Source organism: Streptomyces sp. NBC_00984, assembly GCF_045162475.1.
Classification (GTDB): Bacteria; Actinomycetota; Actinomycetes; order Streptomycetales; family Streptomycetaceae; genus Streptomyces.
In genome coordinates, this window is the sequence record NZ_CP108734.1 from 513,811 (window position 1) to 530,232 (window position 16,422).

The following is a 16,422-nucleotide window of genomic DNA, read 5'->3' on the forward strand; positions in this document are numbered from 1 at the left end:
GAGAAGAGCGTTGGACAGCACTTCCGGCGCGGTGCACGGGGTCCCCGTGCCCGGCCACAGTCATGGCAGCCTTGTCCACACCCTGCTGGACGAGGCCGTCTCCTCCACGCCCTCGTCGGCGGCGGTCAGCGACGCCGACGGGCAGTGGAGCTACGCCCGTCTCGACAAGTACAGCCGCGCCTTCGCCGACTGGCTGGAGGCGCAGGGTCTCGGACCGGGCGATCGCCTGGTCGTACAACTGCCGACCAACCGGGAACTGGTCGCCCTGTTCTACGGCGCGTCCCGGCGCGGAGTCGTCTTCGTACCGCTCAACCCGAACATGAAGGCATTCCACCTGCGTACGGTGCTGGAGAACGCCGAGCCCGCCCTGGTCATCGGCGCCGAGGGACAGCACGAGACGCTCGGCACGGTCACCACGGCCCCCGTCCACCCGTTCGGCGGTGTGTGGAGCGAGGTGGAGAAGATCGCCGACCGGGGCCCGCGGCCGCAGACGGCGGTCGACGTCGCGCCGGACCAGCCCGCGGTCCTCGTCTACACCTCGGGCAGCACCGCCGCCCCGAAGGCGGTGATCTGCCCGCACGCGCAGATCACCTTCGCCACCCGGTCGATGGTCCAGGTGCTCGGCTACCGCCCCGACGACGTGGTGTTCTGCCGCTTCCCGATGTCCTGGGACTACGGCCTGTACAAGGTCCTGATGTGCGCGGTCGGGCGCAGCGAAATCGTGCTGGCCGACGGCGAGTCGGACCTCCGGCTGCTGTCCGCCATCAGGGACAGCGGGGCCACCGTCGTCCCGATCGTGCCGTCGCTGGCCACCATGATCGCCACGCTGGCGCGCCGCTCCGAGAATCCCGCGCCCCTGGTGCGGATGTTCACCAACACCGGTGCCGCGCTGCCCCAGCCGACCATCGAGACGCTGCGCGACGCGTTCCCCGGTGTGCGTGTGGTCCGCCAGTTCGGGCAGACCGAATGCAAGCGCGTCTCCATCATGCCGCCGGGGCAGGACCGCGAGCGGCCCGACTCGGTCGGTCTGCCGCTGCCCGGCACCCGGGTCCTCATCCTGGGCGAGGACGGCGAGCCCGTGCCCGCCGGGGAGTCCGGCGAGATCGTCGCCGCGGGCCCGCACGTGATGCCCGGGTACTGGCGCAATCCGGAGGTGAGCGCGCGCAACTTCCGCCGCCACGAGCCCTCCGGAGAGCTGCGGCTGCACACCGGGGACTACGGCTCTCTCGACGAGGACGGCTATCTGTACTTCCAGGGCCGCCGCGACGACATGTTCAAGCGCAAGGGCATCCGGATGAGCACCATCGAGATCGAGGCCGCCGCCATGGACATTCCCGGCGTGCGGCAGGCGGCGGTGCTGCCGCCCTCGGACCGGCACGACCTGGCGCTGTTCGTGGAGTGCGATCTCGCGCCACACGCGGTCCTGCGCGAGCTGGCAGGCCGGCTGGAGCGGCAGAAGGTTCCCGCGACCTGTCGGGTACTCAGCGACTTCCCCCTCACCCTGCACGGCAAGAACGAGAAGAAGCAGCTCGCCGAGCTGCTCGACGGGAGCGACCAGTGACTCGGTACACCGAGCTGGCCGAGCGGTACGGCACTCCGCTGTACGTGTACGACCTGGACCGGATCGCCGCGGCGCGGCAGGACCTGTTCGACGCTCTGCCTGAACCGTTCAGTCTGTTCAGCGCGGTCAAGGCCAATCCGCACCCGGAGGTGCTGCGTGCCCTTGGCGCGGGCGACGGGCGCGTCTGCCGGGCCGAGATCAGCTCGCTGGGCGAGTTGGCCGCCGCACTGGAGGCCGGGTTCGATCCGGCGGAGATCCTTTACACCGGTCCTGGCAAGACGGACGGCGAGCTGGTCGACGCCATCGGCGCCGGGGTGCGGCTGTTCTCGGTGGAGTCCCTCACCGACATGGAGCACGTGGGCGCCGCCGCCGGTGTCCAGGGGGTGGTGGCCGACTGTCTGCTGCGCATCAACAGCGCCTCGGCCAGCGCCACCACCAGCATCCGCATGACCGGCACGCCCTCGCAGTTCGGCATCGACACCGAGACGCTGGGCGAGATACTGCCCAAACTGCGCGCGGTGCCCGGCACCCGGGTCGCGGGTGCGCACTTCTTCCCGCTCAGCAATGCCAGGGACGAGGACAGCCTGGTCGGGGAGTTCCGGCACACGTTGTCGGTCGCCGCCGATCTCGAGAGCGAACACGGGCTGCCGCTGCGATTCCTGGACATCGGCGGCGGGTTCGCCGCACCGTACGCCGTGCCCGGTGAGCGCCCGGTGTACGAGAAGCTGCGCGAGCGGCTGGAGACCACGCTGGACGAGCTGTTCCCCGACTGGCGCCGGGGCACACCGCACCTCGCCTGCGAGTCCGGCCGCTATCTGGTGGGCGACAGCGGTGTGCTGCTGACCCGGGTGGTCAACATCAAGGAGAGCCGCGGCCGTACGTTCGTCATCCTGGACGCCGGCATCAACACCTTCGGTGGGATGTCGGGCCTGGGCCGGCTGCTGCCTGTGGCGGTCCAGCCGGAGGGCCCTGAGCAGGCCGCGGAGATCGAGGACGGCAGGGGGCTGAGCGCCAGTCTGGTCGGTCCGCTGTGCACGCCGGGCGATGTGCTCGGCCGCCAGGTGGACCTGCCGAATCTGCGCGTCGGCGACATCCTCACCATCCCTAACGCAGGGGCGTACGGCCCCACCGCGAGCCTCCTGATGTTTCTGGGCCGGCCCGCTCCCGCCGAGGTGCTGGTGCGCGGTGGTGAGGTGGTGTCCGCGTCCCGGCTGGAGCACAGCCGGGTCCCGCTGGCCCCGTCGGCCCCGTTGGAAGGCCCGTCACCGGTCGGTGGAGGGCGGGCATGACCCTCCTCGCGCGGCAGCTGACGGGACCGGGACCGGCGAGCACCGAGGCGAACACGGCAGCGGTGGCCACGGCGCGACGCCGGCAGACGGTCCTGGTCAGCGGGCTGGCTTCCGACTCGCACACCTGGAACCTGGTGTTCATGCAGCTGCTGATCGAGGAGCAGGGGTACGACGTGGTGAATCTGGGCCCGTGTGTCCCGGACGAGCTGCTCGTACAGGAGTGCCTGGAGCGCGCGCCGGCCATGCTCGTACTGAGCAGCGTCAACGGTCACGGCGCCCAGGACGGTCTGCGCGTCATCAGGAAGCTCCGCGACGAGCGCGGACTGGCGGAGCTTCCCGCGGTGATCGGTGGGAAGCTCGGCATCTCCGGCGGCGAGGGCGCTGGGCGCGTGGCGGAACTGGTCGCCGCGGGCTTCGACAGTGTCTTCGAGGACGGCGCGCAGGAGATCGCCGCCTTCCAGCGTTTCATCGGTGGCATACCGCAGAGAGCGCTGTCGTGAACGACCGCTTCGCTGCGGCGCCGGAGAACGGTCCGGCCCGGCGAGGCGCCGGCAGGGCCGGTGCCGAGCCGGGAGTTGCCGCGACGGCCGGTGCGGAGCCGGGCCTGGCACCGGACGGCACGCCCGGCGGTGCCACGCTGGACGGCGCCGCGTCCGGGAACGTCCCGTTGGACGGAGACCCAACGAGCGTTGTCCCGCAGGGTGGCTCCCCGGCAAGCGGTTCCGTGTCCGGTGGGGGCCCGGCAGTCCGTGCTGTCGCCGGCAGTACGGGGGGTACGTCCGTGCCCGGCGTCATCCCGGCGCGCACCCGGCCCGTGGACCCGCCCGGTTCGGCCGTGCGGGCGGCCGGCGCTCCGGATTCCCCGGTCGGCGACTTCGGCGCGTTCGTACGCCGCTCGCACCGGGCCGGCCGACTCGTCGTGCAGCCCCGCATGGGGTTCGGCGACCCAGCGACCATGCGCGAAGGGCTGCTCGCCACCCGGCGTGCCGACGCCACCACCGTCGGCACCCTCACCCTGGACAGCTACACCCGGGTCGGGGACCTCGCCGCGATCGAGACGGCGCTGCGGGAAGGCATCGGCCTCAACGGCTTCCCCATTGTCAGTTACGACGTCGAGACCACCCGTTCGGTACTGCGCGACGTGCTCTCCGACGACTTCCCGGTGCAGGTCAGGCACGGCTCCGCGGTGCCGTTCGACATCTTCGTCGCCCTGATGCGGGCCGGGCTCAGCGCCACCGAGGGCGGCCCGGTCTCATACTGCCTGCCGTACGGCCGTACCCCGCTCGACGAGTCGATGCGCAACTGGCAGCGCAGCGGCACCCTGTTCGCACAGCTTCGCGAGTGGGGCGCCAATCCCCACATGGAGACCTTCGGCGGCTGCATGCTGGGCCAGCTGTGCCCGCCGAGCATGCTCGTCGCCGTCAGCGTCCTGGAGGCGCTGTTCTTCCACCGTCTCGGGATCGGCGACCTGTCCGTCAGCTACGCCCAGCAGACCAATGGCGCGCAGGACCGCGAAGCGGTGCTCGCGCTCCGCAGGCTGTGCGCGGAGCTGCTGCCTGACGCCGACTGGCACGTAGTGATCTACGCCTACATGGGTGTGTATCCCACGACGCCCGAGGGCTGCTACCGGCTGCTCGGCCAGGCCGCCGAACTCGCGGTCAGCACCGGCTCGGAACGGCTGATCGTCAAGACCGTCGCCGAGGCCCGGCGCATCCCCACCATCGCGGAGAACGTGGCCGCGCTGGAGCACGCCGACCGGGTGGCCCGCACGACCGTAGCCACCGGAGGCCCAGGGGTGCCGGCTGCCACGGCCACCGCGGCCGCGGAAGCCGCGACGCAGGATTCGCAGACGTACGCCGAGGCGCGCTCGCTCGTCGACGCGGTGCTGAACAGCCACCCGGACCTGGGCCACGCCCTGCTGCTCGCGTTCAAGCGCGGTTACCTGGACATTCCCTACTGCCTGCATCCGGACAACGCCGGCCGCAGTCGTAGCCACATCGACGGCGACGGCTGGCTGCGCTGGGCCGACACCGGATCGCTGCCCCTTGCCGGCCTGGTGGGCGGCGGCCGGGCCCGTCCCGTCACCTCCTCAGACCTGCTCGAAGCGCTGTCCTTCGTGCAGCGCAGCTACGACCAGCCGTTCCTGTACGGGGACCGGCCGCTGTCCTGACCGCCCACCGGTCCGGCCCACGTGCCCCGTCCCTCCCCGTCCGTCCCTCCCCGCCTTGTTCCTCGCCCGCGGAATTCTTTTTGGAGTGCACCGAATGACCGAGTCTGAGAACGTTCTTTCCGAGTCCGGTGGCAAGCCGAGGAGCAAGCCGGAGGCGCCACAGTCCGCTCTGGTGCGGCGGCTCACGGGGCTGACCGCGGCCGAGCAGGAACGCGCCGTACTGGAGATCGTGCACGAGCAGACCGTCGCCGCGCTGCGCCGGGCCCGTCCGGAAACGAAGGACGCGGTGGACACCGCACGCCCGTTCCTGGAGCTGGGTTTCGACTCGCTGGCGGCAGTGGACCTGCACACCCGGCTGTCCGCGGCCACCGGCCTGGAACTGCCCATCACAGCGGTCTACGACCACCCCACCCCGGTCGAACTGAGCCGCTTCGTACGCACCAAGGCCCTCGGCCTGACCCCCGAGCCCGTCGCCGCGGCCGTCCGGCAGACATCGGAGGACGACGACGACCCCATCGCGATCATCGGCATCGGCTGCCACTACCCCGGCGGTGTCAACTCCCCCGAGGACTTCTGGGCGTTGATGGCCGAGGGCCGTGAGGTGCTCTCGGACTTCCCCACTGACCGCGGCTGGGACGTTCCCGGCATGTTCGACCCGGACCCGGACCAGCCTGGCAAGTCGTACGTCGACAAGGGCGGCTTCCTGGCGAACGCGGCCGATTTCGACGCAGACTTCTTCAAAATCAGCCCCCGCGAGGCGCTGGCGATGGACCCGCAGCAACGCCTGATCCTGGAAACCTCCTGGGAAGCGCTGGAGCGCGCCGGGATCAACCCGGCCTCGCTCCGGGGCAGCCGGACCGGTGTCTTCTTCGGCGCCGAGGTGCATGAGTACGGCACCCGGGTGCACCAGGCCCCGCTGGGCCTCGACGGCTACCTGATGACCGGCAACGCGCCCAGCGTCGCGTCCGGCCGCGTCTCGTACACCCTGGGTCTGGAAGGCCCGGCCGTGACGGTGGACACGGCGTGCTCAGGCTCGCTGGTCTCCATGCACCTGGCGGCCCAGTCGCTGCGCAACGGCGAGTGCTCACTCGCCCTGGTCGGCGGCGTCGCCGTCATGGGCAGCCCCGGCATGTTCACCGCGTTCAGCCGGCAGCGCGGTCTCGCGGCCGACGGCCGCTGCAAGGCCTTCGCCGAAGCCGCGGACGGCACCGGATTCGCCGAGGGCGCCGGCGTGTTCGTGGTGGAGCGCCTGTCGGACGCACGGCGCAACGGTCACCGGGTGATGGCGGTACTGCGCGGCAGCGCGGTCAACCAGGACGGCGCCAGCAACGGCCTCACCGCGCCGAACGGCCCGTCGCAGCAGCGGCTGATCCTGCAGGCCCTGGCCAACGCGGGACTGAGCCCGGCCGATGTGGACGCGGTCGACGCGCACGGCACGGGAACGAAGCTCGGCGACCCGATCGAGGCCCAGGCGATCTTGGCGACGTACGGTCAGGAACGGCCCGCCGACCGGCCGTTGCGACTCGGGTCGGCCAAGTCCAATCTCGGGCACACGCAGGCCGCCGGTGGTGCGGCCAGCGTGATCAAAATGGTGCTGGCCATGCAGTACGGCATGCTACCCAAGACGCTGCACGTGGATGCTCCGAGCCATCACGTCGACTGGTCGGCAGGTGAGGTGGAACTGCTCACCGAGGCCATGCCGTGGGACGCCCCGGACGGACGGCCGCGCCGGGCGGGCATCTCCGCGTTCGGCATCAGCGGTACGAACGCGCACGTGATCATCGAAGAGGCACCGCAGGAGCAGGCGGCAAAGACCCCGGAGCGGCAGGACTCCACGGACCCGGCAGCGCTGCCGCTGGTTCTCAGCGCCCGTACGAGCGACGCGCTCAGCGCGCAGGCGGCGGGGCTGTTGGGCCTGATGGGGCGTGTGGATGCTCCGGATCCGGTGGACGTGGGTGTCGCGCTGGCGACGACGCGGGCGGAACTGGACCACCGCGCGGTGGTGACGGGCGCCGGGCGCGACGAGCTGATCGCAGGGCTGCGAGCACTGGCCGAAGTTGGTGAGAGCACGTCAGAGGTCGTGCAGGGACAAGTGGTTGCCGGCCGGCTGGCGTTCCTGTTCACGGGGCAGGGTGCGCAGCGGGTCGGTATGGGTCGTGAACTGGCCGCCGTTTTCCCGGTGTTCGCGACCGCGCTGGACGAGGCGTGCGGTCATCTCGACCTTCAGCTGGAACGGCCTTTGAAGGATGTGCTGTTCGCTGAGGTGGGGTCGGCGGAGGCTGCGCTGCTGGATCGTACGGAGTACGCGCAGCCGGCGCTGTTCGCGGTGGAGACGGCGCTGTTCCGGCTGGTGGAGTCGTGGGGTGTGCGGCCCGATGTGCTGGCCGGGCATTCGATCGGTGAGATCGGTGCGGCGCACGCGGCCGGAGTGTTCTCGTTGGCGGACGCGTGTGCGCTGGTCGCGGCGCGCGGCCGGCTGATGCAGGCGCTGCCCGAGGGCGGGGTGATGGCGGCCGTGCAGGCCACCGAGGAGGAGGTCCGCGCGCTGCTCGACGGGGTCGGGGACGCCACGGTCGCGGCGGTCAACGGGCCGCGCGCGGTGGTGGTTTCCGGGGCTGCGGCCTCCGTGGAGAGGGTGGTGGAGGCGGTACGGGCGCAGGGCGGCAAGACGTCCCGGCTGAAGGTCTCGCACGCCTTCCACTCACCCCTGATGGACCCGATGCTCGACGAGTTCCGGCAGATCGCCCAGGTGCTGGACTACACCGAGCCCCGTATCCCGGTCGTCTCCAACGTGACCGGACGTACCGCCAAGTCGGGAGAGCTCACGTCCCCCGAGTACTGGGTGTCGCATGTTCGCGAAGCGGTCCGGTTCGCGGACGGGATACGGGCCCTGGCCGACGAGGGCGTGACGACGTTCCTTGAGGTCGGCCCGGACGCCGTCCTCACCGCCATGGCCCCCGGCGCGCTGCCCGACGACTCCACTGCGGTGTTCGTCCCGCTGCTGCGCCGCAACCGCCCCGAACAGCCAGAAACCCTCACTGCCCTGGCCCGGCTGTGGACCGGCGGCCACCCCGTCCACTGGACCGCCCTCCACACCGGCAACCCGACCCGCCCCGTCAACCTCCCCACTTACCCCTTCCAACGCCGGCGTTACTGGCTGGACGCCGTACCTGACACCGGCGACGTCACCACCCTGGGCCAGGCCCCCGCGGACCACCCGCTGCTCGGCGCCCTCATCACCGCCCCTGGCACCAACACCACCGTCCTCACCGGACGCATCAGCACGCAGAGTCACGCCTGGCTGGCCGACCACGCCATCATGGGCACCACCCTCCTGCCCGGCACCGCCTTCGTCGAGCTCGCCCTCCACGCCGGCCACCACACCCACACTCCCCACCTCGAAGAACTCACCCTCCACGCGCCCCTCGCACTCCACCCCGACCAGCACACCGATCTGCGCATCCAGACCAACGCCCCCGACCACACCCTCACCATCCACTCCCGCCCCCACGGCGCCGCGGACGCGACACCCTGGACCCTCCACGCCACGGGCAGCCTCAATTCTGAACTCCCCGTACCCGGCGCCGAATTCGATCTGGCCAGCTGGCCGCCGCCGGGCGCCAGGCCCATCCCCCTCCACGACACGTACGAACAGCTCGCCGCCCAGGGCTACCACTACGGCCCCTACTTCCAGGGGCTCAAGGCCGCTTGGCAGCAGGGCAGCGAAATCTTCGCCGAAGTAGCTCTCCCCGAAGAGGCGCACGGCGACGCCGGTGCGTTCGGTCTCCACCCGGCCCTACTCGACGCCGCACTCCACGCCACGGACCTCGGCCAGAGCGACGATCCTGAGGGCGCTCGGCAGACGGCTCTGCCTTTCGCGTGGAGCGGCGTCTGCGTCTACGCGACGGGCGCGACCTCCCTGCGCGTACGCATCACCCCGGCGGGCAACGACGGCGTACGTCTCCACCTCGCCGACCCGACGGGTCAACCCGTCGCCGTGGTCGAGCAGTTGGCAATGCGTCCCGTGTCGGCCGACCAGATCGCGACGGCCCGCGACGGCGCCGACACGCCGCTCTACGTCGTGGAATGGAACACGCTGCCTGTCGCCGCGGACCAGGCGGACCCCGGTGTTACGAGCTGGGCGGCGCTCGGCGAGCGGGCGACACAGTGGGAGTGGACCGGCGCCACGACGCACACCGACCTGGCGGCCCTCGCCGCGGAGGCCGACGCGGTGCCCGATGTCGTCGTACTGACCTGCCCGGAAGGGCCGGGCGCCGCCGACATGCCGGAGCGGCTGCGCGAAGCCACCGGCGGTGTGCTGACAGCCCTTCAGAAGTGGCTGGCCGACGAGCGGTTTTCGTCCTCCCAGTTGGTGGTGGTGACCCGGGGCGCGGTCGGCCCCCGTGACGGGCTCGATGAGCCGGTGGACCTCGCGGGTGCGGCCGTGTGGGGTTTGGTGCGTTCCGCGCAGGCCGAACACCCGGACCGTTTCGCCCTGTTGGACTGGGACGGCACACAGCCTCCGCTCCCCCGGCTCGCCGCAATTCTGTCGGGTGGTGAGCCGGAACTGGCCCTGCGCAACGGCGAAACCTACGTACCCCGCCTCGTACGAGCCACCACACCCCACCCCGACACCTCAACCACCCCCGCCCTCACCGGTTTCGAGGACTGGGGCCCCGAAGACACCCTCCTCATCACCGGCGGCACCGGCGGACTCGCCACCCTCATCGCCGCACACCTCATCACCCACCACCACATCAAAAACCTCACCCTCGCCAGCCGACAAGGACCCCACGCACCAAACGCCACCCAACTCACCCAACACCTCACCCAACTCGGCGCCCACATCACCCTCACCACCTGCGACGTCAGCAACCCCACCCAACTCACCCAACTCATCAACAACACCCCCCACCTCAAAGGCATCATCCACACCGCAGGAACCCTCAACGACGCCACCCTCACCAACCAAACCCCCCACCACCTCAACACCACCCTCACCCCCAAAGCAGACGCCGCCTGGCACCTCCACCACACCACCCAACACCTCAACCTCACCCACTTCATCCTCTACTCCAGCGCAGCCGCCACCCTCGACGGCGCAGGACAAGCCAACTACGCCGCCGCCAACGCCTTCCTCGACGCCCTCGCCACCCACCGCCACACCCAAAACCAACCCGCACACTCCCTCGCCTGGGGACTCTGGAACACCAACCACGGCATGGCCACACACCTCACCCAGACCAACCTCAACCGCATGAACAACGGCCCCCTCCTCCCCCTCACCACCACCCAAAACCTCACCCACTTCGACACCGCCCTCACCACCACCAACCACCCCACCCTCCTCCCCATCAAACTCAACCCCCACCACCCCACCCAACACCTCCTCCACACCCTCCACCCCACCACACCCACCCGCCCCACCGCACACACCACCACCCACACCACCACCGGCTCCGAACTCGCCACCCGGCTGCACCGCCTGGACGCGACGGAGCGCGAGCGCGCCCTGCTGGACCTCGTACGCACGCACGTCGCCGGAGTGCTGCACCACGACAGCGCGAGCGCCGTCGACGCCCGGCGCGCGTTCACCGAGATCGGTTTCGACTCGCTCTCCGCCGTGGAACTGCGCAACAGGCTGAACAAGGCGACCGCCTTGCGGCTGCCCGCGACTCTCGTCTTCGACTACCCGACACCGCAGGCACTCGCCGAGTACCTGGGCGACAAGCTCCTCGGCGCGGCCCCGGCCTCGACCGCGCCCCCGGTCGTCCCGTCCGGTGCGGCCCCCGACGAGCCCATCGCCATCGTCGGCATGAGCTGCCGCTTCCCCGGTGGCGTCAACTCCCCTGAAGATCTCTGGCAGTTGCTCGCTGAAGGACGCGACGGCATCTCACCCTTCCCCGAAGACCGCGGCTGGAACGTCGACGACATCTATGACCCGGAGCCCGGCAAGTCCGGCAAGACCTACTCGCGTGAGGGCGGTTTCCTGCACGACGCGGCGGACTTCGACGCCGAGTTCTTCGGCATCTCCCCCCGCGAAGCACTGGCCACCGACCCCCAGCAACGCCTGCTCCTGGAAGCATCCTGGGAAGCACTCGAACGCGCCGGACTCGACCCCCACGCCCTGCGCGGCAGCCGCACCGGCGTCTTCGCCGGCATCATGTACCACGACTACGCCTCCCGCCTCGGCAACTCCCCACTCCCCGAAGGCGTCGACACCTACCTCGGCAACGGCAGCCTCGGCAGCGTCGCCTCCGGCCGCATCTCCTACACCCTCGGCCTCGAAGGCCCCGCGGTGACGGTGGACACCGCGTGCTCGTCGTCGCTGGTGGCACTGCACTGGGCAATCCAGGCGCTGCGCAACGGCGAATGCTCGCTGGCCCTGGCCGGCGGCGCGACCGTGATGTCCACGCCTGACACCTTCATCGACTTCAGCAGGCAGCGCGGTCTGGCGCACGACGGCCGCATCCGTTCTTTCTCCGACTCGGCCGACGGCACCGGCTGGGGCGAGGGTGTCGGCATGCTGCTGGTGGAGCGGCTCTCCGACGCCCAGCGCAACGGACACCACGTACTGGCAGTCGTTCGAGGCAGCGCCGTCAACCAGGACGGCGCAAGCAACGGCCTCACCGCACCCAACGGTCCCTCACAACAACGCGTCATCCACCAAGCCCTCCACAACGCCCGCCTCAACCCCACCGACATCCACGCCGTCGAAGCACACGGCACCGGCACCGTCCTCGGCGACCCCATCGAGGCACAAGCACTCCTCGCCACCTACGGCCAGAACCGCCCCGCCGAAAGCCCCCTGCGGCTCGGCTCCATCAAGTCGAACCTGGGACACACCCAAGCCGCCGCGGGCGTGGCCGGAATCATCAAGATGGTCATGGCGATGCGCCACGGCATACTGCCCAAGACCCTGCACGTGGACGAGCCGTCATCGAAGGTGGACTGGACGTCCGGACAGGTGGAACTACTCACCGAGGCGATGGCCTGGGAGAGCGAGGGGCCGCGAAGGGCGGGCGTCTCGTCGTTCGGGATCAGCGGCACCAACACCCACGTGATCATCGAAGAGGCACCGCAGGAGGAGACGGCGGCGGAACCTCGGGATGCTGAGGTGCCGGTGCTGCCGCTGGTGTTCAGTGCCCGGACCGATGGCGCACTGCGGGCGCAGGCAGCCGGCCTGCTGGACCTGCTGGAGGGGACGGACGCCCCCGAGCCAGTGGATGTCGGGCTCGCACTGGCCACGACCCGCGCGCAGCTGGAACGCCGCGCGGTCATCACCGGTGCAGGGCGCGATGAGCTGCTCGCCGGACTGCGGACACTCGCGGCCGGCGAGGAAGCGGCAGGGACCGTACTGGGCACGCAGGTTGAGGGGCGGATGGCGTTCCTGTTCACCGGACAGGGCGCGCAGCGCACCGGGATGGGCCGTGAACTCGCCGAGGTCTTCCCGGTGTTCGCGGCCGCACTCGACGAGGTGTGCGCACACCTCGACCCGCTGCTGGAACGGCCGCTGAAGGACGTGCTGTTCGCGGCGGAGGGCTCGGCGGAGGCTGCACTGCTGGACCGTACGGAGTACGCCCAGCCGGCCCTGTTCGCCATCGAGACGGCGCTGTTCCGGCTGGTGGAGTCGCTGGGGGTACGCCCCGATCTGCTGGCCGGGCACTCCATCGGCGAGATCAGCGCGGTGCACGCCGCCGGCGTGTTCTCCCTCGCCGACGCCTGCACCCTGGTCGCCGCGCGCGGCCGCCTCATGCAGGCCCTGCCCGACGGCGGCACCATGGCCGCCCTCCAGGCCACCGAGGACGAGATCCTCACCATTCTCGACGGAGTCGAGGACGCGGCCATCGCCGCCGTCAACGGACCCCGCGCGATCGTGGTCTCCGGCGCTGCGGCCTCCGTGGAGAAGGTGGTGGAGGCAGTACGGGCGCAGGGCGGCAAGACGTCGCGTCTGAAGGTCTCGCACGCCTTCCACTCCCCGCTGATGGACCCGATGCTGGACAAGTTCCGCACGGTGGTGTCGAGCCTCAGCTACAGCGAGCCCCGTACCCCGGTCGTCTCGACCGTCACCGGACGCACCGCCATGGCAGGGGAACTCACCTCACCCGACTACTGGGTGTCCCATGTCCGCGAGGCGGTCCGCTTCGCCGACGGCGTGCAGACTCTGGCCGGCGAAGGCGTCACGACGTTCCTGGAGGTCGGCCCGGACACGGTCCTGACCACCATGGCCCCCGACGCCCTGCCCGACGACACCACGGCCGCATTCATCCCGCTCCTGCGTCGCAACCGCCCCGAGGAGGCCGAGACCCTCACAGCGCTGGCCCGCCTCTGGACCGTCGGCCACACCGTCCACTGGCCGGCCCTGCACACCACAGGAACCGCCCGGCACGTCGACCTCCCCACCTACCCCTTCCAGCGTCGGCACTACTGGATCAACGCGGCGGCCGAGCAGGCCGACGTGTCCGCCTCCGGCCTCGCTCCCGCGCAGCACCCGCTGCTCGGCGCCGCCATCACGCTGCCGGAGTCGAGTGCGGTGGTCCTGACGGGACGCATCGGTCTCCAGACCCACCCGTGGCTCGCCGACCACGCCGTCATGGGCACCACCCTCCTGCCCGGCACCGCCTGCGTCGAACTCGCCCTGCGGGCGGGCGACCAGGTGGGTTGCGGCCTGCTGGAAGAGCTCACCCTCGAAGTGCCGCTCGTCCTTCCGCCGCAGGGCGCCTGCGACCTCCGGGTGTCCGTGGGTGAGCCCGACGAGTCCGCACGGCGGCCGGTCAACGTGTACTCGCGAGTCCAGGACGCGGCCTCTGCCGACGCCTGGACCCGGCACGCCAGCGGTCTGCTCGCCGTCGGCGCGAGCGCGTCCCGCTCCGGGGCCGATCTGAGCGTATGGCCGCCCGAGGGCGCCGCCCCCGTCGATGTGAGTGAGCTCTACTCGACGCTGGCCGCCGACGGCCTGGAGTACGGCCCGGTGTTCCGGGGCCTGCGCGCCGCCTGGCGCCGCGACGGTGACGTCTTCGCCGAAGTTGCCCTGCCCGAAGAGGCGCACGGCGACGCCGGTGCGTTCGGTCTCCACCCGGCCCTCCTCGACGCCGCACTCCACGCCACCGAGCTGGTGGGCGGCGACAGCCGGCAGCTCGGACGCGGCGCGGCCCTGCCGTTCGCGTGGAGCGACGTGTCGCTGCACGCCTCGGGGGCGACCGCGCTGCGGATCCGGGTCGCGGCGGTCGACGGCAGTGCGGACACGACGTCGCTGGACCTGGCCGACGCGGCCGGAGCACCGGTGGCAACCGTCCGCTCAATGGTCGCCCGGCCGGTGTCTGCCGAGCAGATCGCGACGGCGCGCGGCGGTTCGCTGCCGCTGTACCACGTGGAGTGGACCCCGATCCCGACGGAGGGCGCGAGCGAGGGTGCCGGCACCAGTTGGGCGGTGCTCGGTCCGGATGCTGACAAGTGGGCCTGGGCAGGCCTGACTTCGTACCCGGACCTGGCTTCGCTCGGCGATGCGGTGCCACCGGTGGTGCTGCTGCCGTGCCCGGTCGTCGAGTTCGACGCCACGGACCCGGACGGCAGGACGACGATGCCGGAGCGGCTTCGTGAGGTCCTCGGCGATGTGCTGGGCACTCTGCAGCAGTGGCTGGCGGAGGAGCGGCTGTCGTCCTCGCGGCTGGTCGTCGTGACTCAGGACACGGATGGCCCGGGAAGCATGATCAATGCGGCGGTGGGGGGGCTGGTCAGGTCGGCCCAGGAGGAGAATCCGGGCTGCTTCGTACTGGCCCGCTGGGACGGCTACGAGGCCTCGGCCCGTCACTTCCCGGCCGCGGTCGCCAGTGGTGAGCCGCAGGTTTCGGTCCAGTCGGACGGTGTGTACGCGGCCCGGCTGGGACGCGTCGCACCCGATGTGACGGCCGCCGGCTCACCCGCCCTCACCGGTTTCGAGGACTGGGGCCCCGAAGACACCCTCCTCATCACCGGCGGCACCGGCGGACTCGCCACCCTCATCGCCGCACACCTCATCACCCACCACCACATCAAAAACCTCACCCTCGCCAGCCGACAAGGACCCCACGCACCAAACGCCACCCAACTCACCCAACACCTCACCCAACTCGGCGCCCACATCACCCTCACCACCTGCGACGTCAGCAACCCCACCCAACTCACCCAACTCATCAACAACACCCCCCACCTCAAAGGCATCATCCACACCGCAGGAACCCTCAACGACGCCACCCTCACCAACCAAACCCCCCACCACCTCAACACCACCCTCACCCCCAAAGCAGACGCCGCCTGGCACCTCCACCACACCACCCAACACCTCAACCTCACCCACTTCATCCTCTACTCCAGCGCAGCCGCCACCCTCGACGGCGCAGGACAAGCCAACTACGCCGCCGCCAACGCCTTCCTCGACGCCCTCGCCACCCACCGCCACACCCAAAACCAACCCGCACACTCCCTCGCCTGGGGACTCTGGAACACCAACCACGGCATGGCCACACACCTCACCCAGACCAACCTCAACCGCATGAACAACGGCCCCCTCCTCCCCCTCACCACCACCCAAAACCTCACCCACTTCGACACCGCCCTCACCACCACCAACCACCCCACCCTCCTCCCCATCAAACTCAACCCCCACCACCCCACCCAACACCTCCTCCACACCCTCCACCCCACCACACCCACCCGCCCCACCGCACACACCACCACCCACACCACCACCGTTGATCCCTCCTCGCTGGAGCAGCGGCTGGCACCGCTCGCCGACGACGAGCGCCGCCTCCTGCTGGAGGACATGATCTGCGTCGAGGTGGCCGCGGTGCTCGGGTACGCCGACGCCTCGTCGCTCGACCCGGCGCGGTCGTTCCAGGAGTCCGGATTCGACTCGCTCACCGCGGTGGAGCTGCGCAACAGGCTCAAGAAGACCACCGGTCAGCGCCTGTCCGCCACGCTGGTCTTCGACTACCCGACGCCCCAGACCCTGGCGAGCTACCTGCTGGAGGAGCTGCTGCCGGAGATCGAGGAGATCCGGGCGCAGCAGCAGGTGCCGGCGGCGGACGGGAGCGAGGACAACGAGGACGAGGACACGCTGCGCCGGGTGCTCGGCTCGGTGCCGCTGGCCCGTATCAGGGAAGCCGGCCTGCTGGACGCACTGCTGGCGCTGGCCCCGTCCGGGCTCCCGGCACAGAGTGCGGAAGCGGCGCACCGGAGTGCCGAGGCCGAAGGCGACCAGAGCGACGCGATCCTGGCGATGGACATCGAGGACCTCGTACGCGAGGCGTTCGAGCGCAGCGACTCCGAACAGCCTGAGTGACCGTGCGGGCTCCGGCCCCGCCAGTTCCGCCGTCCCTGCCGTCCCCGTCGTCTCCGGTTCCACCGGGGTCGACGGGGACGGG

At 70.7% G+C, this 16,422-nt stretch carries 5 protein-coding genes; all 5 read left to right on the forward strand.

Annotation, left to right across the window (positions count from 1 at the left end; genetic code table 11):
- Positions 1-31 precede the first annotated feature (31 nt).
- Complete coding sequence (locus OG520_RS02320) at positions 32-1,561, forward strand: AMP-binding protein (RefSeq protein ID WP_406016401.1); 1,530 nt, start codon at positions 32-34, stop codon at positions 1,559-1,561.
- Complete coding sequence (locus tag OG520_RS02325; RefSeq protein ID WP_406011980.1) at positions 1,558-2,850, forward strand: type III PLP-dependent enzyme; 1,293 nt, start codon at positions 1,558-1,560, stop codon at positions 2,848-2,850. The genes OG520_RS02320 and OG520_RS02325 overlap by 4 nt, the downstream gene beginning before the upstream one ends.
- Positions 2,847-3,350 carry a cobalamin B12-binding domain-containing protein gene (locus tag OG520_RS02330; protein WP_266430965.1) on the forward strand — a complete coding sequence of 168 codons (504 nt, stop codon included), beginning with the start codon at positions 2,847-2,849 and terminating at the stop codon, positions 3,348-3,350. The genes OG520_RS02325 and OG520_RS02330 overlap by 4 nt, the downstream gene beginning before the upstream one ends.
- Positions 3,351-3,664: 314 nt before the next feature.
- The gene (locus tag OG520_RS02335) at positions 3,665-5,020 is read left to right on the forward strand and encodes a methylaspartate mutase (protein ID WP_406016402.1); all 1,356 of its coding nucleotides are present in this window, start codon (positions 3,665-3,667) and stop codon (positions 5,018-5,020) included.
- A gap of 94 nt (positions 5,021-5,114) precedes the next feature.
- Positions 5,115-16,340: a type I polyketide synthase gene (locus tag OG520_RS02340; RefSeq protein ID WP_406011981.1), complete on the forward strand. Its 11,226-nt coding sequence runs from the start codon at positions 5,115-5,117 to the stop codon at positions 16,338-16,340.
- Positions 16,341-16,422 lie beyond the last annotated feature (82 nt).

Coding starts and splice junctions, on each gene's coding strand:
- OG520_RS02340 (WP_406011981.1), top strand. CDS start 5,115: ATGACCGAGTCTGAGAACGTTCTTTCCGAGTCCGGTGGCAAGCCGAGG.
- OG520_RS02330 (WP_266430965.1), top strand. CDS start 2,847: ATGACCCTCCTCGCGCGGCAGCTGACGGGACCGGGACCGGCGAGCACC.